General features: G+C 59.7%; 15 protein-coding genes. 6 read left to right on the forward strand and 9 right to left on the reverse strand.

Annotated features, from left to right (window positions below):
* Positions 1-34: 34 nt before the first annotated feature.
* The 6 genes from AC30D9_RS00345 to AC30D9_RS00370 form a co-directional block, all read right to left on the reverse strand.
* Positions 35-865, reverse strand: a complete 831-nt coding sequence (locus AC30D9_RS00345; RefSeq protein ID WP_109755385.1) for a carbohydrate ABC transporter permease — start codon at positions 863-865, stop codon at positions 35-37.
* Between the two features lie 10 nt (positions 866-875).
* Entirely contained in the window at positions 876-1,808 is a 933-nt protein-coding gene (locus tag AC30D9_RS00350; protein ID WP_134924226.1) for a carbohydrate ABC transporter permease, read from the reverse strand.
* A gap of 150 nt (positions 1,809-1,958) precedes the next feature.
* A complete protein-coding gene (locus tag AC30D9_RS00355) occupies positions 1,959-3,269 on the reverse strand; it encodes an ABC transporter substrate-binding protein (RefSeq protein ID WP_134924228.1) in 1,311 nt (436 codons plus the stop codon).
* A gap of 323 nt (positions 3,270-3,592) precedes the next feature.
* On the reverse strand, positions 3,593-4,498 hold the full coding sequence (locus AC30D9_RS00360) for an AraC family transcriptional regulator (RefSeq protein ID WP_307572362.1): 906 nt from the start codon (positions 4,496-4,498) through the stop codon (positions 3,593-3,595).
* Positions 4,499-4,567: 69 nt separating this feature from the next.
* Complete coding sequence (locus AC30D9_RS00365) at positions 4,568-5,860, reverse strand: glycosyltransferase (protein ID WP_490143156.1); 1,293 nt, start codon at positions 5,858-5,860, stop codon at positions 4,568-4,570.
* A gap of 77 nt (positions 5,861-5,937) precedes the next feature.
* Positions 5,938-6,309, reverse strand: a complete 372-nt coding sequence (locus AC30D9_RS00370) for a response regulator (RefSeq protein ID WP_134924233.1) — start codon at positions 6,307-6,309, stop codon at positions 5,938-5,940.
* Positions 6,310-6,568: 259 nt separating this feature from the next.
* Between AC30D9_RS00370 and AC30D9_RS00375 the strand changes: the two genes are divergently transcribed.
* The 5 genes from AC30D9_RS00375 to AC30D9_RS00395 are packed head-to-tail and all read left to right on the forward strand — an operon-like array spanning position 6,569 to position 13,106.
* The gene (locus AC30D9_RS00375; RefSeq protein ID WP_490143157.1) at positions 6,569-10,051 is read left to right on the forward strand and encodes a response regulator; all 3,483 of its coding nucleotides are present in this window, start codon (positions 6,569-6,571) and stop codon (positions 10,049-10,051) included.
* Positions 10,051-10,866, forward strand: a complete 816-nt coding sequence (locus AC30D9_RS00380) for a CheR family methyltransferase (protein ID WP_134924236.1) — start codon at positions 10,051-10,053, stop codon at positions 10,864-10,866. The genes AC30D9_RS00375 and AC30D9_RS00380 overlap by 1 nt, the downstream gene beginning before the upstream one ends.
* Positions 10,863-11,450, forward strand: coding sequence for a chemotaxis protein CheB (locus AC30D9_RS00385; RefSeq protein WP_307572360.1), 588 nt, complete (start codon positions 10,863-10,865; stop codon positions 11,448-11,450). The genes AC30D9_RS00380 and AC30D9_RS00385 overlap by 4 nt, the downstream gene beginning before the upstream one ends.
* A 5-nt stretch (positions 11,451-11,455) precedes the next feature.
* A complete protein-coding gene (locus tag AC30D9_RS00390; protein WP_134924240.1) occupies positions 11,456-12,736 on the forward strand; it encodes a hybrid sensor histidine kinase/response regulator in 1,281 nt (426 codons plus the stop codon).
* Positions 12,729-13,106: a response regulator gene (locus AC30D9_RS00395; RefSeq protein ID WP_431494721.1), complete on the forward strand. Its 378-nt coding sequence runs from the start codon at positions 12,729-12,731 to the stop codon at positions 13,104-13,106. The genes AC30D9_RS00390 and AC30D9_RS00395 overlap by 8 nt, the downstream gene beginning before the upstream one ends.
* Before the next feature lie 214 nt (positions 13,107-13,320).
* Here the strand turns inward: AC30D9_RS00395 and AC30D9_RS00400 are convergent, their stop codons facing one another.
* The 3 genes from AC30D9_RS00400 to AC30D9_RS00410 form a co-directional block, all read right to left on the reverse strand.
* Positions 13,321-14,991, reverse strand: coding sequence for an ATP-binding protein (locus tag AC30D9_RS00400; RefSeq protein ID WP_490143158.1), 1,671 nt, complete (start codon positions 14,989-14,991; stop codon positions 13,321-13,323).
* Entirely contained in the window at positions 14,988-16,490 is a 1,503-nt protein-coding gene (locus tag AC30D9_RS00405; RefSeq protein ID WP_307572356.1) for an ATPase domain-containing protein, read from the reverse strand. Before AC30D9_RS00405 ends, AC30D9_RS00400 begins: the two co-directional genes overlap by 4 nt.
* A 151-nt stretch (positions 16,491-16,641) precedes the next feature.
* The gene (locus tag AC30D9_RS00410) at positions 16,642-17,700 is read right to left on the reverse strand and encodes a tetratricopeptide repeat protein (protein ID WP_134924245.1); all 1,059 of its coding nucleotides are present in this window, start codon (positions 17,698-17,700) and stop codon (positions 16,642-16,644) included.
* Positions 17,701-18,132: 432 nt separating this feature from the next.
* On the opposite strand from AC30D9_RS00410, the gene AC30D9_RS00415 reads away from it, so the two are divergent.
* Positions 18,133-18,522, forward strand: a complete 390-nt coding sequence (locus AC30D9_RS00415) for a hypothetical protein (RefSeq protein WP_307572355.1) — start codon at positions 18,133-18,135, stop codon at positions 18,520-18,522.
* Positions 18,523-18,539: the final 17 nt, after the last annotated feature.

The raw sequence follows: 18,539 nt of genomic DNA on the forward strand, positions 1-18,539 counted from the left end.
TGGGCCTCCACTTCTGATTATTGTGTAGGGCGCGTTACTTCACGGCGCCGAAGGACAAACCGCGCACCAGCTGTTTCTGGCTGATCCAGCCAAAAATCAGGATCGGCGCGCAGGCCAGGGTCGAGACGGCCGACAATTTGGCCCAGAACAGACCTTCCGGGCTGGAGTAAGAGGCGATCAACGCCGTCAGTGGCGCGGCCTTGGACGAGGTGAGGTTCAGCGACCAGAAGGCCTCGTTCCAGCACAGGATCAGCGACAGCAATACGGTGGACGCCAAGCCGCCCTTGGCAATCGGTAGCAGCACGCGGACCATTTCCTGCCACAGCGTGGCGCCGTCCAGACGCGCAGCCTCGAGGATGTCGCGAGGAATGTCCTTGAAGTAGGTGTAAATCATCCAGACCACGATGGGCAGGTTGATCAAGGTGTAGATGATGATCAACGCGATCCGCGTATCCAGCAGACCAAATTGCTTGGCCAGCAGGTAGATCGGCATCAGCACGCCCACCGGCGGCAACATCTTGGTGGAGAGCATCCACAGCAACGTGCCTTTGGTGCGCTGGGTTTCGTAGAACGCCATGGAGTAGGCCGCCGGCACCGCGATCAGCAGGCAGAGGGCGGTGGCGCTGAAGGAAATCACCACCGAGTTCCAGGCGAAACTGAAGTAGTTGCTGCGCTCGTTGATGTGCAGGTAGTTCTCCAGCGTCGGCGCGAAGATGAATTGCGGCGGCGTGGCGAATGCGTCGATTTCGGTCTTGAAGCTGGTCAGCACCATCCAGAAGATCGGGAAAAAGATCAGGATCGCGATGGCCCAGGCCAACGTGCCCAGCAGCAGGCTTTGCAGGCGACGGGTTTGTTGAAGAGTCATGGCGACGGCCTCAATGCTTGTCGGTGAGGTTTTTGCCGATCATCCGGACCAGGATGATGGCGGCGATGTTGGCGATGACCACGGCAATCAGACCACCGGCCGAAGCCATGCCAACGTCGAACTGCACCAGCGCCTGGTTGTAGATCAGGTAGGCAAGGTTGGTCGAGGCGTAGCCAGGGCCACCGTTGGTGGTGGTGAAAATCTCGGCGAACACCGACAGCAGGAAAATCGTCTCGATCATCAGCACCACGGCAATCGGGCGGGCCAGGTGCGGCAGGGTCAGGTGCCAGAAAATCGCGATGGGGCCGGCACCGTCCAGGCGCGCGGCTTCTTTCTGTTCCTGGTCGAGGGACTGCATGGCGGTCATCAGGATCAGGATCGCGAAGGGCAACCACTGCCAGCTCACGATGATGATGATCGACAGCAACGGATAGTGAGCCAGCCAGTCCACCGGTTGGGCACCGAACAGTTTCCACACCGAGGCGAGGATGCCCGAGACCGGGTGGAAGATCAGGTTCTTCCAGATCAGCGCACCGACGGTGGGCATGATGAAGAACGGCGAAATCAGTAGCACACGGACGATGCCGCGCCCGAAAAACTCACTGGCTTCCAGCAACGCGCTGATCAACACCCCCAGCACGATACTGATCAGCAGCACGCTGCCCACCAGCAACAGAGTATTGGTCGCGCCAGGCATGAAGCCCGAGTCGGTCAGGAAATAGGTGAAGTTCTCCAGTCCGACGAATTCGTTTTCGCCGGGATAGAGCAGGTTGTAGCGGATCATCGAGAAGTAGACGGTCATGCCCAGCGGCACGATCATCCACAGCAGCAATAAGGCGACCGAAGGGCTGACCAGGAACCAGCCGGGGTTGGCCAGGCGGATCTTGCGCGCCGATGGAGCAATCTCGATGGGCGCTTTGGCAGTTGTCGTTGAGCTATTCATGGCATTGAACCGATTTTTGCGGGCCTACGAAAATCCCCTGTGGGAGCGGGCTTGCTCGCGAATAGGGCGGCACATCCAACATCAAATGTGACTGACAGACCGCTTTCGCGAACAAGTCCGCTCCCACAAAAGGCAGAGCGGCGACGCGGATTACTTGGGGTAGCCTGCGCGTTTCATCTCGCGTTCCGTGGTGGACTGCGCTGCGGTCAACGCCTGGTCCACGGTCTGCTGGCCGGTCAACGCGCCCGAAAAGAACTTGCCCACCTGGGTACCAATGGCCTGGAACTCAGGAATAGTCACCAACTGGATGCCGATATAGGGCACTGGCTTGAGCGTGGGAGCTTTCGGGTCGGCGACTTTCAACGACTCCAGGGTCACCTTGGCAAACGGCGCGGCCTTCATGTAGTCGTCGCTGTAGGTCGAGGTGCGCGTGCCTGGCGGTACGTTGGCAATGCCATCGGTCTTGGCGACCAGTTGGCTGTATTCCTTGGAGGTCGCCCAGGTGGTAAAGACCTTGGCCGCGTCCTTCGCCTTGGAACTGGTGGGGATGGCCAGCGACCAGGAGTACATCCACGAGGTGCCTTTGTCGGTCGTTTCATGGGGAGCGAAGGTGAATCCGACGTGATCGGCCACCTTGCTCTGGGTCTTGTCGGTGACGAACGAACCGGCGACGCTGGCATCGACCCAGACCGCGCACTTGCCGCTGTTGAACAGCGCCAGGTTTTCGTTGAAACCGTTGCTGGAAGCGCCCGGCGGGCCGGATTTCTTCATGTTGTCGACGTAGAAGTTCAGGGCATTCTTCCACTCGGGGCCATTGAACTGCGGCTGCCACTTCTCATCGAACCAGCGCGCGCCAAAACCGTTGGCCAGGGTCGTGATCAGCGCCATGTTTTCGCCCCAACCGGCCTTGCCTCGCAGACACAGGCCATATTGCTCCTTGGATTTGTCGGTGAGTTTTTCGGCGAACTCACCGATCTGGGTCCAGGTAGGGTGCTCGGGCATGGTCAGCCCGGCGTCCTTGAACAGGTCGGTGCGGTAGTAGGTGATCGAGCTTTCGGCATAGAACGGCAGGGCGTACAGCGAGCCTTTGACCGACAAGCCATCGCGCACGGAAGGGAAGACGTCGTCCAGGTCGTAGGCGGCCGGCAAGTCCTTCATCGGCTCCAGCCAACCCTTGGCGCCCCAGAGTGCAGCTTCGTACATGCCGATGGTCAGCACGTCGAACTGCCCACCCTGGGTGGCGATGTCGGTGGTCAGGCGCTGGCGCAGGACGTTTTCTTCGAGCACCACCCAGTTCAGCTTGATGTCCGGGTGCTCGGCCTCGAAGGTTTTCGAGAGCTTTTGCATGCGGATCATGTCGCTGTTGTTGACGGTGGCAATGGTGAGGGTCTGTGCGCCGAAACTGACGCTGCTGAGGGTCATGCAGGTGGAGACAAGCAGAGCTTTTACCGAAGGTTTCATCGCGCACTCCTTTTCCGCGCCCAAAGGCTGCAGAAGGACAGTTATTGTTTTTGTGTCTTCCGGATGAAGGGAAGAATGTGCGCTGATTACAGCCCTCAATGGACGGCATGACAAATCATCCGTCGCACTTGTGCTGATACTTTTTTGCACTGAAGAAAGTTTCTGGCGGGGAATTCATCTGTGGCGAGGGGATTTATCTCCGCTGGGGCGCGAAGCGGTCCCCCTGGAGTTTTCTGATTCGCCTCCATGATAGATACATTTTTGGGTCTGCTTCGCAGCCCAGCGGGGATAAATCCCCTCTCCACAAAGGATCGTGCAAGGGCTCAGCCCTGATTCTGCTCGGTCAACCGCTGCACCGCCAGTCGCCGGTAGTGGGACGGGGTCATGCCCTTGAGCTGCTGGAAACGCCGGTTGAAGTTGGAGATGTTGTTGAAACCCGATTCGAAGCACACGTCGGTCACCGGTTTGTCGCCATCGGCCAGTAACTCGCAGGATTTGCTGATGCGCAGGCGATTGACGAATTCGATGAAGCAGCGGCCTGTGGCCTGTTTGAACACCCGGCTGAAATAGGTGGGTTTCATGCCCAAATGCTCGGCCACTTCTTCCAGGGACAGTTCCCGGGCGTAGTGGGCAAAGATGTAGTCCACCGCGCGGTTGGTGCGGTCGATGCTGTGTTCGTCCGCTGTTTGCGGGGCCGTGGCGCCGGAAAGCAGTTGATAGTCGTCCGTGGCGGCCAGCAGTTCCATCAGGATGAAAAAATACCCCAGGCGGCTCATGCCCTGGGAATCGGCGATGCGCTGCATCAGGATCATGGCCTGGCGGATGGTGCGCTTGCAGCGAAACTCGATACCGTACTGGGCGCGTTCAAGCAGCGGTGCGATGGTCTTGAGTTCGGCGAATACCTGATGGCCGCTTTCGAACAACTCGTCGGTGAAGTTCACCAGCATGTCCCGCTTGGGCACCACTTCGTCCTCGGCCACCTGGCTGATCCAGTTGTGGGGCAGGTTGGGGCCGGTCAGAAACAGCGACTGCGGATAGAAGTTGCCGATGTAATCGCCAATGAACACTTTGCCGGAACTGGCCACGATCAGGTGCAGCTCGTATTCCTTGTGGAAATGCCAGCGCACCAGCGGGCAGGGGAAACCGTGCTGGCGGTAGATGATGGACAGCCCGTTATGGTCGTCCATCAACTCGTAGGAAGGATCGGTAACTCTGGCTGGTCGGGTCATGGCCTGGCGCTTTTATTGTTATCGCCGTTGGATAATGCCCCCTTCGCCAGACGGGTGCCACTCTGACTTCTAAGTGTTGCGGTTTTTTTCTTCGATCCACTGGGACATGTACTGGGTGCTTTTGTGCTGGTGGTGACGCAGCATGCTGCCGGTGAAGTTGTCCCGGCGGCGCTGTGCCAGGTCCGCCCGGCAAGCATGGATGCTTGCGATCAACGCCGGGCCGTGCACCTGTTGCCGGTAGCGGTTCGCCAGCAGGGCGAGGCCGGCAGCCTGGGCCTGGGTCCAGCGCGCCTGGTCGCGATACAACTGCACTGCCGCGCTGGCGATACCTTCGGCACTCTGGGCAATCGCGCCGGGCCAGGGCATGCCGCCGTGCATGGCTTCGGCCCCCACGGGGGTGGTGACGTTGGGTGTGCCACAGAGCATGGCGTCGATCAGCTTGCCCTTGATGCCGGCGCCAAAACGCAACGGCGCCAGGCAGATGCGCGCCGCCGACATGACCTGCAAGGCGTCCTCGGCCCAGTTCATGATATGAAAGCCCTGGGCCGGGTTATGCAGCGCGGCAGCCTTGGGCGGTGTGTAGGCGCCATACAGGTGCAATTGCGCGCCGGGCAATTGTTGGCGGATCAGTGGCCAGATGGCGTTTTTCATCCAGAGCACGGCGTCCCAGTTCGGCGCATGGCGGAAGTTGCCGATGCTGAGGAAATGCGCTCGCTCCTCGAATGGCACCGCCTGTTGGCCGGGTGGATCCAGCATCAACGGGCACCAGTGCAGCAGGCTGCGGGGCAACTTGAAATGTTCCACCAACAGTTCGATTTCCACCTCGGACACCATCAGATTGAGGTCGCAACGGTACAGGGCGGCGATTTCCCGCTTGGCCAGATCGGTGTCGGCCATAAGCTGGAATTCCTCGCCCAGGGCCGGGGCGAAGAGGTCGCTGAAATCCTCGCTGGCCTCGTCGCGCTTCAAACGATCCTTCAGCCGCTGATGCCGGGCATGGCGCAGGCTTTGCAGATCGGAGGTCTCCAGCAGCCGCAGGGCGTCCGGGCAATGCTTCTCGACCCGCCAGCCGAACTGTTCTTCCATCATGAACTGGTCGAACAGCACGATGTCTGGCGCCAGTTCACGGATGAACGCGTCGAAGCTGCTGCTGTTGAGTTCGATGGGCACTTCGCGGATGCCCAGTGCGAGCAGGTCTGCGCGGTTTTCGCCGGGGTTTGCCGGGCTGCTGAACGTGATGTCCCAGCCTTGCCCGAGAAAAGTGTCGAGGATCTGCATGACGTGCCCACTGGCAGCCGATGAACGCGGCTCGGGCCAGACATAGCCGATAACCAGGACCTTGGTGGCGGTGGGGGGCAGCATGGGCAGGGGATTCCTCGAAGCGGATCAGGCGCCATCGGCGCGCGGGGCGCCGATAGTGACCAAGAATGCGATCCGGCTCAAGAAAGAATGCGCTTGACCTTGTCACGCAACTGATCGATGGAGAAGGGCTTGCCGATCACCGACATGCCTTCAGGCACGTCGATGCTTTCGGCATACCCGCTGGCAAACAGCACCGGCAGGTCCGGGCGCACGGACCGAGCCTGCTTGGCCAGCTCCCGTCCGTCCATCACCGGCAGGCCGACATCGGTCATCATCAGGGCGATGGCCTGCTCCTCGTCGCGCAAAAACGCCAGCGCCTGTTCACAACCGTCCGCCTCCAGCACCTGATATTCCAGTTCCTCCAGTACGTCGACGATCAGCATCCGCACAATGTCGTCGTCTTCGACTACCAGGATGGTGGATGGGATGGCAGGAGGAGGGGTGGACATAGTTGACACTCTCGAAGATAGGGACGGGAGGAGAGGCAAAAAAACGGCCTCATTCATGAGTAAGTGCCAAGGCAGCACAAGTTCCCTGGGTTGTACAAGAAAGGATCTATAGTACAAGAGCTGACTAGGATAGTCGCTTCCTTGCTACTAAGGCAGATCGTCGCGGGACTTGCGCCTTTGACTCGTCAGAAAGTGTGGATCCAACCGCCGTTTTTCGGGCAAACTCCACGGTTTTCAACTGTCCACCAAGGCCCATTCCATGACTCCTTCGTCTTCGGTCGACGAGAAAAGTTTTCGCAAACTCCTGAGCCGCAATATCAGCCTGCCATTGGCCATGGGCGCCCTCAGCGCGGTGTTTTTCATCATCCTGATCACGTACCTGCTGTCGGTGATCCAATGGGTCGGGCATACCGACAGGGTGATCAATAATGCCAACGAAGCGCTCAAACTGAGCGTGGACCTGGAAACCGGCATGCGTGGCTACCTCCTGAGCGGTGACGAGCATTTCCTCGACCCCTACGAAGTGGCCAAGCCCCGGATCGCTGTCGCGCTGGACACTCTGTTGGAATTGACAGCCGACAACCCCGTCCAGACCGACCGCCTGCACAAGGTACAAGCCCTCCAGACGGAGTGGGCCAATTACGCCCAGAGCATGATCGACCTGCAACGCAGCAGCGGCGATTACCGGGGTGCGGTAAAGGCCGGGCGCGGCAAGCGCCTGACCGATGAAATTCGCAAGTCTTTCGAAGACATCGTCGAGACCGAGCAGCAACTGCGCGCGGCGCGTAACCAGGATGTACGCACCACCACGGTCTGGAGCATTGTCCTGTACCTGCTGTTCGTCGCCGCGGTCAGCGGGTTGCTGGCCTACGTCGGTCGCCGGGATCTGCTGAGCCTGTCCAATAGCTACAGTGCCAGCCTGAAAGTCCAGCAGCGCAGCGCCTTGCACCTGGAGAAGCAGGCCTGGTTGCGCAATGGTCAGACGCTGCTGGCCGAGCAGGTCCTGGGGCAGTTGTCCCTGAACCTGTTGGGCCGCAACATCCTGCAGTTCTGCGCGAAGTACCTGGACGTCGCGGTCGCTGCGCTTTATGCGCGAGAAGAAAATGGAGTCCTCAAGCGCGTCGCCACCTACGGTCTGTCTCGGGAGGATGACGAACAGCAGCAGGTGATCATCGACGGTGAAGGCATCGCCGGCCAGGCCGTGCAGCAGGGGCGCCTGATCCGCCTGGATGACGTACCGAATGACTATCTGAAAGTCAGCTCCGGGTTGGGGCAAGGCTTGCCCAACAGTGTGCTGGTGGTGCCTACCAGTGACGATGACCGGATCAACGGTGTCATCGAGCTGGGCTTCCTGCGGCCATTGACCGAGCGCGACGTCGAGCTGCTGGAGCTGATTTCCGGCAATATCGGCACCTCCATCGAAGCGGCCCGTTATCGCCAGCGCTTGCAGGAAGTGCTGGCCGAAACCCAGCAGTTGAACGAAGAGCTGCAGGTCCAGCAGGAAGAGCTCAAGACCGCCAACGAGGAACTGGAAGAACAGTCGCGCATCCTCAAGGAATCCCAGGCCCACCTGGAAACCCAGCAGCAGGAGCTGGAGCAGACCAACGAGCAATTGGCCGAGCAGCGCGACGCCATGGACCAGAAGAACAGCGAACTGAACCTGGCCCAGATCCAGTTGCAGGAGCGCGCCGAAGAGCTGCAGCGTTCGAGCAAGTACAAGTCCGAGTTCCTGGCCAACATGTCCCACGAGCTGCGCACGCCGCTCAACAGCTCGCTGATCCTGTCCAAGCTGCTGGCGGAAAACCCGCAGAAGAACCTCAGCGAGGAGCAGGTCAAGTTTGCCGAGTCGATCTACTCCGCTGGCAACGACCTGCTGAACCTGATCAACGATATTCTCGACATCTCCAAGGTCGAGGCCGGCAAGCTGGAAGTGCGCCCGGAAAACACCAGCGTGCAGCGTCTGGTGGATGGGCTGCGGGATATGTTCGAGCCACTGGCGGCGGATAAGGGCCTGAGGTTCGAGGTCCAGTTGTTGCCCGATGCGCCGACGATGCTCTACACCGACCGCCAGCGCCTGGAGCAGGTGATCAAGAACCTGCTGTCCAATGCCGTGAAATTCACCGAGCAAGGCTCTGTCTGCCTGTCCGTGGCCGGGCAGCCGGGCTCGGGTATCGCGTTCATGGTGCGTGACTCGGGGATCGGCATCGCCGCCGATCAGCAACAGAGCATCTTCGAAGCGTTCCGCCAGGCCGATGGCACGACCAACCGTCGTTACGGCGGCACCGGCCTGGGCTTGTCCATTTCCAGGGACTTGGCCACGTTGCTGGGCGGCTCGATCTCCGTTTCCAGCGAACCGGGGCAGGGCAGCGTGTTTACGTTGGTAATGCCTGAACGTTATGTCGAGCCCGGGGACACACCGATAGAGCCGATGACGTTCACCCCGACGGCTGCCGCGCCAGCACCGACTGCGCCAACAGCCGCATCGGCACCGCTGATCGCGGAAGTGGATACGCCGATTGCCCGATTTGCCGACGACCGCGACAAGGCACCGTTCGACACCCGTTGCATCCTGGTGATCGAAGACGAGCCCGGCTTCGCCCGGATCCTGTTCGACCTGGCCCACGAACTCGGTTATCAATGCTTGGTGGCCCACGGCGCCGATGAAGGTTTTGACCTGGCTTTGCAACTGGCCCCCGACGCGATCCTGCTGGACATGCGCCTGCCGGACCATTCCGGGCTGACGGTATTGCAGCGGCTCAAGGAGCAGGCCGAAACCCGGCACATCCCGGTGCACGTGATTTCCGTCGAAGACCGCGTCGAAGCGGCCATGCACATGGGGGCCATCGGCTATGCCGTCAAGCCGACCACTCGCGAAGAACTCAAGGATGTATTCGCTCGCCTGGAAGCCAAGCTGACCCAGAAGGTCAAGCGCGTGCTGCTGGTGGAGGACGATGACCTGCAACGCGACAGTATTACCCGCCTGATCGGCGACGACGATATCGAGATCACTGCCGTGGGCCTGGCCCAGCAAGCCCTGGACCTGCTGCGCAGCAATGTCTACGACTGCATGATCATCGACCTCAAGTTGCCGGACATGCTCGGTAATGACCTGCTCAAGCGCATGTCCAGCGAAGACATCTGTTCCTTCCCACCGGTGATCGTCTACACCGGGCGCAACCTGACCCGCGACGAAGAAGCCGAACTGCGCAAGTATTCGCGCTCGATCATCATCAAGGGCGCCCGTTCGCCAGAGCGCCTGCTGGACGAGGTGACACTCTTTTTGCACAAAGTCGAATCCCGGTTGTCCCATGAACGGCAGCGGATGCTCAAGACTGCCCGCAGCCGCGACAAGGTGTTTGAAGGCCGCAAAGTGCTGCTGGTGGATGACGATGTGCGCAACATCTTTGCCCTGACCAGCGCCCTGGAGGCGAAGGGGGCGATCGTTGTCATCGGCCGTAACGGCTTCGAGGCGATCGATCGGCTGAACGAGTTCGACGACATCGACCTGGTGCTGATGGATGTAATGATGCCGGAGATGGACGGTTTCGAGGCCACTGCGCTGATCCGCAAGGACCCGCGCTGGCGCAAGCTGCCCATTATTGCCGTGACGGCCAAGGCCATGAAGGATGACCAGGAACGCTGCCTGGCGGCGGGTTCCAACGACTACCTGGCCAAACCGATCGATCTGGATCGTCTGTTTTCGCTGATTCGCGTGTGGTTGCCGAATATGGAAAGAATTTAGTGGAACGTGACTCTGACATTGAACTGCGTTTGTTGATCGAAGCGATCTACCTCAAGTACAGCTACGATTTTCGCGATTATTCCGGTGCCTCGGTCAAGCGCCGGGTCCACCATGCGCTCAGCCAATTCGAGTGCAAGACCATTTCGGCATTGCAGGAGCGCGTGCTGCACGATCCGGGAGCGTTCATGCAGTTGCTGCAACTGCTGACGATCCCCGTCAGCGAGATGTTTCGCGACCCTTCGCATTTCCTGGCCATTCGCGAGGAAGTCGTGCCATTGCTCAGGACCTATCCTTCGATCAAGATCTGGATCGCCGGTTGCAGCACGGGGGAGGAGGTCTACTCCATGGCGATCCTGCTGCGCGAAGAAGGCCTGCTGGACCGCACGTTCATCTATGCCACCGATATCAATCCGCGTTCGCTGGAAAAAGCCAAGCAGGGGATTTTCTCCCTGGAAAACGTGCGCACCTATACCCAGAACTACCAGAATGCCGGCGGACGGCGCTCGTTTGCCGATTACTACACCGCCGCCTACGATTATGCGATGTTCGACAAAACCCTGTGCGAGAACGTGACCTTTGCCGACCACAGCCTGGCGACCGACAGTGTATTTTCAGAAACTCAGTTAATTTCCTGTCGTAACGTATTGATATATTTCAATAAGAAACTGCAAGATCGTGCGTTTGGATTGTTCCATGAGTCCCTTTGTCACCGTGGTTTCCTGGTATTGGGCAGTAAGGAAACGTTGGATTTCTCGGCTTACGGTCCTCGATTCGAGCCGTTGGTCAAACAGGAACGGATCTATCGCAAGTTATGAACCAGACGAAGGACAGATCCAACTCGTCCATCGAGGCCATTGTCGTCGGTGCGTCGGCCGGTGGCGTCGAAGCGTTGCTCAGGGTGTTCGGACACCTGCGCAAAGGCTTTGGCCTGCCGATCCTGGTGGTATTGCACTTGCCGGATGAGCGCAACAGTCAACTGGCCCATGTGTTCGGTCATCGTCTGGCGGTGCCAGTGGAGGAAGCCCGGGACAAGCAGGACATCGTGCCGGGAACCTTGTACGTCGCCACGCCCGGCTATCACTTGTCGGTCGAGGCCGACCGTAGTCTGTCGTTGAGCCTGGAGGAGCCGGTACACCATTCGCGGCCGTCCATCGATGTGCTGTTCGAGTCGGCCGCCGATGTCTACGGCCAGAAACTGCTCGCCGTGGTGCTGACCGGCGCCAATAACGATGGTGCCCTGGGCTTGGCGAGAGTCAAGGCGCTGGGCGGGATCACGGTGGTCCAGGACCCCGGCGAAGCCCAGGTCTCGACCATGCCCGAAGCGGCGCTGGCCCTGCACCAGCCCGACCATATCCTTACTTTACAGGGCATCGGCCAATTGCTGGCCGGGCTGGAATGAACCACATGCCAAGAGATATTCAAGCCAAACTGCTGATCGTCGACGATCTGTCTGAGAATCTGTTGGCCCTGGAAGCGTTGATCAGGGGAGGCGACCGCGAGGTCTTCAAGGCCCTGTCGGCGGACGAAGCACTGTCCCTGTTGCTGCAACACGACTTTGCCCTGGCCATCATCGATGTGCAGATGCCGGAGATGAACGGTTTCGAACTGGCCGAGCTGATGCGCGGCACGGAGAAGACCCGCAGCATCCCCATCATCTTCGTCAGTGCCGCCGGCCGTGAACGCAACTATGCCTTTACCGGTTATGAAAACGGTGCGGTGGACTTCCTGCACAAGCCACTGGACACCCAGGCGGTCAAGAGCAAGGTCAACGTGTTCGTCGAGCTGTATCGCCAACGAAAGGCCATGAAGGAGCAGGTCGTGGCCCTTGAGCAGAGTCGCCGCGAGCAGGAGATCCTGTTACAGCAACTGGAGGCTACTCGCGGCGAACTGGAACAGGCGGTGCGCATGCGTGACGACTTCATGTCCATCGTCGCCCACGAGGTGCGCACGCCTCTCAACGGGCTCATTCTCGAGACACAGTTGCGCAAGATGCACCTGGCCCGGGACAACGCCGCGGCCTTTAGCCTGGACAAGGTGCGGGCGATGGTCGAACGCGACGAGCGGCAGATCAAGAGCCTGATCCGGCTGATCGAGGACATGCTGGACGTGTCGCGGATTCGCACCGGCAAGCTGTCGATCCGTCCGACTCGCTTCAACTTGACGGCGCTGGTGGAAAATCTGTTGCGCAATTTCCAGCCGCAGATCGCCATCGCCGAGTGCTCGTTGACCTGCATGGCCGAACCGTCGGTGGAGGGGCTCTGGGATGAGTTTCGCATCGAGCAGGTGGTCTCGAACCTGTTGACCAATGCGCTGCGCTACGGCGGCAAGAGCCCGATCGAAGTGCGTGTGTACAAGACGCCGGAGCATGCCTGCATCGAGGTCCAGGACCACGGCATCGGCATCAGCGAGGAAAACCAGAAGCGTATCTTCCAGCAGTTCGAGCGCGTATCGTCCAAGGCGGCGGCCGCAGGCTTGGGGCTGGGGCTGTTCATTTCCGAGCAGATCGTCACGGCCCATGGCGGGACAATCACGGTCAACAGTCGGCTCAATGAAGGCGCATTGTTTCGGGTTTGCCTGCCCTTGCAGAAAACTGTCTTGGACAAAACCGCCCAACAGACGCAACCTCTGAGAGACCCCAAGGTCGTATCAGCAGCTATTGATCGAACAAAGGCTTCTCATGAGTGAAGATGCGCAAGACGTTGTATTGATCGTCGAGGATGACCCGTCGATCCTGATGGTGTTGTCGGCCTATTTGTCGGGCGAAGGGTATCGGGTGTTGCAGGCCGAAAACGGTGCCCAGGCGTTCGAGATCCTGGCGAGCAAGCCCCACCTGGACATGATGATTACCGACTTCCGCCTGCCGGGCGGTATCTCCGGGGTGCAGATCGCCGAGCCGGCGGTCAAGTTGCGCCCCGAACTGAAGGTTATTTTTATCAGTGGCTACGCGCAGGAAGTGCGCGACACCGATAGCCCCATTACCCGCAAGGCGCCGATTCTGGACAAGCCGTTCGACCTGGATGAGCTGCAGAGCATCATGCAGTTGATGTTGTCGTAGGTTTATTTGGACCGGGGCATGGTTTGTGTGGCGAGGGGATTTATCCCCGCAGGGCTGCGAAGCAGCCCCCCTTAATAGCAACTCGTTATGTCGGGAACATGGAGTTGCCTGCCATTGGGGCTGCTTCGCAGCCCAACGGGGCGGTGCGACATTTCGCTAAATCCCCTCGCCACAGGGTTCACCTGCCTTGTATCTGATCGCGATTAGCCCCGCTTCAAACCTGGATCATCTCCCGCACCTTGGCCGTCAACAAATCAAACGTGAACGGCTTGGTGATCATCTGCATTCCCGGGTCAAGGAAACCGCCGCGTACCGCTGCATGTTCGGCATAACCGGTGATGAACAGCACCCGCAGGTCCGGGCGGATCTGCCGGCCGATTTCCGCCAGTTGCCGACCATTCATGCCGGGCAGGCCCACGTCGCTGATCAGCAGGTCGATGCGTTGGCCTGACTGGAGGATCGGTACCGCGCCGTTGGCGTCGGCCGCTTCCACAAAGGCATAGCCCAGTTCACTCAACACCGCGCTGACCAGCACCCGTACCGCAGGATCATCCTCGACGATCAGCACGGTCTCACCGTCTTGTGCATGCGGCGCGTGCTGGGTGGTGACTTGGGGCTCATGTATTTCTTCGCCACGAAAACGCGGCAGGTAAAGATTTACGGTGGTGCCTTTGTCGACTTCGCTGTCTATGGTCACATGGCCGCGCGATTGCTTGCTGAAGCCATAGATCATCGACAGGCCCAGCCCGGTGCCCTGGCCGATTGGCTTGGTGGTGAAGAACGGGTCGAAAGCGCGGCTGATGACGGCTTCGGGCATGCCGCAGCCGCTGTCCTGTACGCTCAGCACCACATAGTCGCCGGGTTCCAGGTTGGTGTAGGCGTCAGTGAAGTCGGCGTCCAGGTGTCGGTTAGAGGTCCGCACCACCAGGTTCCCGCCGTTGGGCATGGCATCCCGGGCGTTGAGGACCAGGTTGAGCAGGGCACTTTCCAGTTGGTTGGGGTCGGCTTCGGCGATCCAGAGTTGTTCGTCCAACTGCATGTCCAGGTGGATGCTTTCGTTGAGGCTGCGTTGCAGCAGCTCGCCCATGGACAGCACCAGCGTGTTCATCTGGACGGCTTTGGAGTCCAGCGATTGTCGTCGGGAAAACGCCAGCAGGCGATGGGTCAGGCCGGCAGCGCGGTTGGCCGAGGTCACGCCCAGGTCGATCAGGCTGTCCAGGTCCTCGGTGCGGCCCCGGGCCAGGCGTCGACGCAGCAGTTCGAGGCTGCCGATGATCCCGGTGAGCATATTATTGAAGTCGTGGGCGATACCGCCGGTAAGTTGGCCGACGGCCTCCATTTTCTGCGACTGGCGCAGGGCTTCTTCGTTGTGGCGCAGTTGGGCGGTGCGCTCTTCCACCTGCTGCTCGAGGGTTTCGAGGGTGTTTTGCAGCCGCAGCTCACTGTTACTCAGGTCGATCAAGCGGTCGCGGGCTTCGTACTGCCTTCGGCGGCCTCGCAGGGCGGTGGTCACCAGGCTGATCAGGGTCACCGGGTGGAAAGGGCGCTCGAGGAAGGTGACGTTGCCCAATTGCGCACCGATACGTGCCGCCGGGTTCTGTTCCGGGCCGCCATGATGGGTCAGCAAGACAATGGGCAGGTCGGACCAGGCCGGCTGTTGCTCGATGTGCAGGGACAGCGTTTCCAGGTCGGGCCCGACCAGGGCTTCCGAGGAAATCACCAGCAGGCCGGCACCGTCTTCCAGTTCCTGGCACAAATGCCCCAGATGACGGCAGATGAGGCCGGCAAAACCAGCCTCGTTGAGGATCATCAAGGCGATCTGGCTGTCTCGTCCCAGTGGCGCGAGGATCAATGCCCGCTCCGACAGGGGCTCCGCCAAGATCACTGGAGATCATCCTTGAGCAACGGCTGATCCGCTCCCATGTAGGTCGGTACGCCACGCAATACCCCCTGGAATGCTTCCAGTGGTTCACCGATGGTCATGCCCTGGCCGCTGATGCGGTATTCGCGGATGGTGGACTCGTGGCTGCCGGTGCGCTTCTTGATGATGGAAATCGCCCGGCGAACCTTGCCCAGTGCTTCGAAATATCGCAACAGAATCACCGTGTCGGCCAGATAAGTAATGTCCACGGGCGCTTGCATGTCGCCGACAAGACCGTGCTGGGCAACCGTCATGAAGGTTGCCGCACCCTTGCGGTTGAGATAGAGCAACAATTCATGCATGTGCAGCACCAGGGCGTTCTCTTCCGGCATGGCCGCCTGGTAGCCGTTGATGCTGTCGATGACCACGGTCTTGATGTCACCCTCGTCGACGCAACGGCGCACGCGGTGGGAGAACTCGCCAGGGGACAGCTCGGCGGCGTCCACCTGTTCGATCAACAGGTTGCCAGTCTCTTGCAGGGCCTGCAGATCGATGCCGATGTTTTTCATGCGCTCGAACAGCAAGCCCAGTTCTTCATCGAAGATGAACAGCGCCGCTTTCTCGCCGCGATGCACGGCGGCTGCGGCAAAAATCAGCGCAATCAGCGACTTGCCGGTCCCTGCCGGGCCCAGGATCAAGGTGCTGGAGCCGGTCTCGATACCGCCGCCGAGCAGCGCATCCATTTCGCCGATGCTGCTGGAGAGTTGTTGGCGCAGGTACCGGCCGCGGTGTTCGGCGGCCACCAGGCGTGGAAAGACGTGCACGCCATCGCCCATGATGGTGAAGTCATGGTAGCCGCCGCGATATTTCTGCCCGCGATACTTGACCACCCGGATCCGCCGACGCTCGGCGCCATAGTTGGGGGTCAGTTCTTCCAGGCGAATCACGCCGTGGGCGACGCTGTGCACGGTTTTGTCGAGGGACTCGGTGGTCAGGTCGTCGAGCAGCAGGACCGTGGCGTCGTAGCGCACGAAGTAGTGCTTGATCGCCAGGATCTGGCGACGATAACGCAGAGAGCTTTGCGCCAGCAGGCGGATCTCCGACAGGCTGTCGAGCACGACCCGGGTTGGCTTGACCCGTTCGACCACTTCGAAGATCTGTCGGGTCGCTTCGCCCAGCTCCAGGTCCGAGGAATACAGCAAACTCTGCTGGTGTTCGGCATTGAGCAGGCTTTCGGGCGGGGTCAGCTCGAAAATATGGATGTTGTCGTCCAGCGTCCACCCGTGGGAGGCTGCGCCCTGACGCAGTTCACGCTCGGTTTCCGATAGCGTGATGTACAACGAGCGCTCGCCAGCCTTGGCGCCGGCCAACAGAAAATGCAGCGCGACCGTGGTCTTACCAGTCCCCGGTTCTCCCTCAAGCAGGAACACGTGGCCGCGGGACAAACCACCGGAAAGGACATCGTCCAGTCCTTCGATGCCGGTGGCGGCTTTTGCACTGATCAACTCGTTAGATGTAGACAAAAATAGCCCTCTCATGACTAGGGAAGTGGGCAGTAGGCGGGGTAGCGCCTGAAATTAACTGCCTGAACACTTGACCTTTGGCGGTGATGGCGGTTCCGCTTACATCTACAAAACGCGGTGTACTGCACAACTTTCAGCGTGCAACCAGGGCCTACAGACCCTGTTGCAACGCCGGGTCATCGGGGTTCAGCTGTTCAAGTTGCGCCAACAGAATTTGAACGTTCTGCAATTGACCGGTTTCCTTCCAATAGTTGATCAGCAACACCCGGGCCTTGCGGTCGGCGGGGTAGCGCTGGACGATTTCCTGTAGCTGTTTCTGCGCGGCTTCCACTTCCTGCTCGGCATGCAGGGTGGTTGCCAGGTCATAGCGGTAATGGCGGTTCTCGGGCTCCAGTTCCACGGCTTTCGCCAGGCCGAGCACCGCATACTCGCTCTGGCCGTGTTGCAGCAGCCACATGCCCAGCGCATGTTGCAGATAAGCCGACGCTGGCTGGGTTTGCAACTGTCGGGCGAGCAATTGTCGCGCGGCTTCGCCCTGGCCCTGTTTGTCCAGCACTTCGATCTGCATGACCAGCGCCGGCAGGTTGTCCGGTTGCAGGCGCAGGGCCTGCTCAAGGGCCAGTTGGGCTTTCTTCAATTCGGCGTTGTGCAGGTGCAGCCGGGCGAGCTGGTAGTGGGTCTCGGCGGTTTTTGGGCCGTCCTCGAGTACCTGTTCCCAGGTATCGATGGCGATCTGCATTGCACCGAAGTACAAACCCAGATCATCCGGTGACAGGCCCAGTAGCGCGTTCACGGCGGCGAACCGGACGCTCTGGTCGTCATCATCCAGGAGCGGGCCGAGCAACAGGCTGCGCTGGCCCGTCGGCACCAGCCCGACGATGCTGCCGATGGCTGCCTTGCGCACGTCTGGCGATTCACTGTGCAGGTCCGCATCCGCGAGTTTCAGGGCTTGCGGGCTGGGGTAGTTGGGCAGTTCGGCGTGCAGCCACACGCGGCGCTTGGGCGAGAGATCCGGACGCCCCAGTTGCTGGTAAAGCATCCGCGCCGCACCTGGCTGCCCATTGCGGGCGTTTTCCAAGGCTTCACTGTAGCCACGCTTGATCGCTTCGGGGATTTGCGGGGTGGTGCTGCGTAGCCACACTGCGACAAGACCGATCACCAACAGGATACAGAGGCTGAGGAGCAGATAGCGGCGGCGAGGCGAGGGCATGCAGGAAATCCATTACCAGAAGCGTGAAATGTCGCAAGCTTCGGTCACGTGGCGGCCTGAGTCAAACCTTGTAACAGCGGTGATCGCCCTGTAGGAGCGAGCTTGCTCGCGATGGCGTAGGATCAGTAAGGTTGATATTGATTGACCCACCACTGTCACGAGTGCCCTGACAGACTTTTCTGGGAGCCATGCGGCTCAACGGGAGTTGCTTTGACCGCGGTGCTTCGGCGCTTATTAATTGACGACTCAATATTTCGAATAAATATATATTACTGTCAGACCTGACAGTAGTTTGGTCACGCTATTGCCTGTTTGAATGAATCTCTGAGACTGATGATCTGCTGCCGAGTAATAGTTTATGTACTGATCGGGCAGTCACTTCTAACCATGCACAGTCATGATATTCAATGTTTGTTGGTCGAGAGATTACTCATGAAACATTCAGCGGAAAAGTTAATCACCGAAATGGGAGCGACCAAGGCCACGGGGCGTGCTGCTTTGGCGTTCGCTGATATTAGGGGGATGGTTAATGAGGGAAGCATATTCATGTATTTCATGTTATATGACGACGTGCCCGCTACTCCATTCATCATATTGCAGGTGTTTGATGATGCGTTCAATAAAAAGATAACTTTGCCGTCACCGGGCGTTATTTGTCTGGTGCGCTATGGCGAGACCTGGGAGCCGGAAGAGGGGACTATCAGATGCGAGTGGGATAACGGAGCATTGCGCGCGACCGGAGAGTTTGACGTCACGTGTCACAGGGTGGGGATTCCGCGCATGGTTGGTTCTTTCGACGTTTACCTTGCCAAGCGTGCATAGATCGATCCCTATGGCAA

The sequence above is a fragment of the Pseudomonas sp. DF11 genome (assembly GCF_058148565.1).

Excerpts from the sequence above, each read along its gene's own strand:
- AC30D9_RS00345 (WP_109755385.1), bottom strand. The coding sequence starts at position 865 with ATGACTCTTCAACAAACCCGTCGCCTGCAAAGCCTGCTGCTGGGCACG.
- AC30D9_RS00350 (WP_134924226.1), bottom strand. The coding sequence starts at position 1,808 with ATGAATAGCTCAACGACAACTGCCAAAGCGCCCATCGAGATTGCTCCA.
- AC30D9_RS00355 (WP_134924228.1), bottom strand. The coding sequence starts at position 3,269 with ATGAAACCTTCGGTAAAAGCTCTGCTTGTCTCCACCTGCATGACCCTC.
- AC30D9_RS00360 (WP_307572362.1), bottom strand. The coding sequence starts at position 4,498 with ATGACCCGACCAGCCAGAGTTACCGATCCTTCCTACGAGTTGATGGAC.
- AC30D9_RS00365 (WP_490143156.1), bottom strand. The coding sequence starts at position 5,860 with ATGCTGCCCCCCACCGCCACCAAGGTCCTGGTTATCGGCTATGTCTGG.
- AC30D9_RS00370 (WP_134924233.1), bottom strand. The coding sequence starts at position 6,309 with ATGTCCACCCCTCCTCCTGCCATCCCATCCACCATCCTGGTAGTCGAA.
- AC30D9_RS00375 (WP_490143157.1), top strand. The coding sequence starts at position 6,569 with ATGACTCCTTCGTCTTCGGTCGACGAGAAAAGTTTTCGCAAACTCCTG.
- AC30D9_RS00385 (WP_307572360.1), top strand. The coding sequence starts at position 10,863 with ATGAACCAGACGAAGGACAGATCCAACTCGTCCATCGAGGCCATTGTC.
- AC30D9_RS00390 (WP_134924240.1), top strand. The coding sequence starts at position 11,456 with ATGCCAAGAGATATTCAAGCCAAACTGCTGATCGTCGACGATCTGTCT.
- AC30D9_RS00395 (WP_431494721.1), top strand. The coding sequence starts at position 12,729 with ATGAGTGAAGATGCGCAAGACGTTGTATTGATCGTCGAGGATGACCCG.
- AC30D9_RS00410 (WP_134924245.1), bottom strand. The coding sequence starts at position 17,700 with ATGCCCTCGCCTCGCCGCCGCTATCTGCTCCTCAGCCTCTGTATCCTG.
- AC30D9_RS00415 (WP_307572355.1), top strand. The coding sequence starts at position 18,133 with ATGAAACATTCAGCGGAAAAGTTAATCACCGAAATGGGAGCGACCAAG.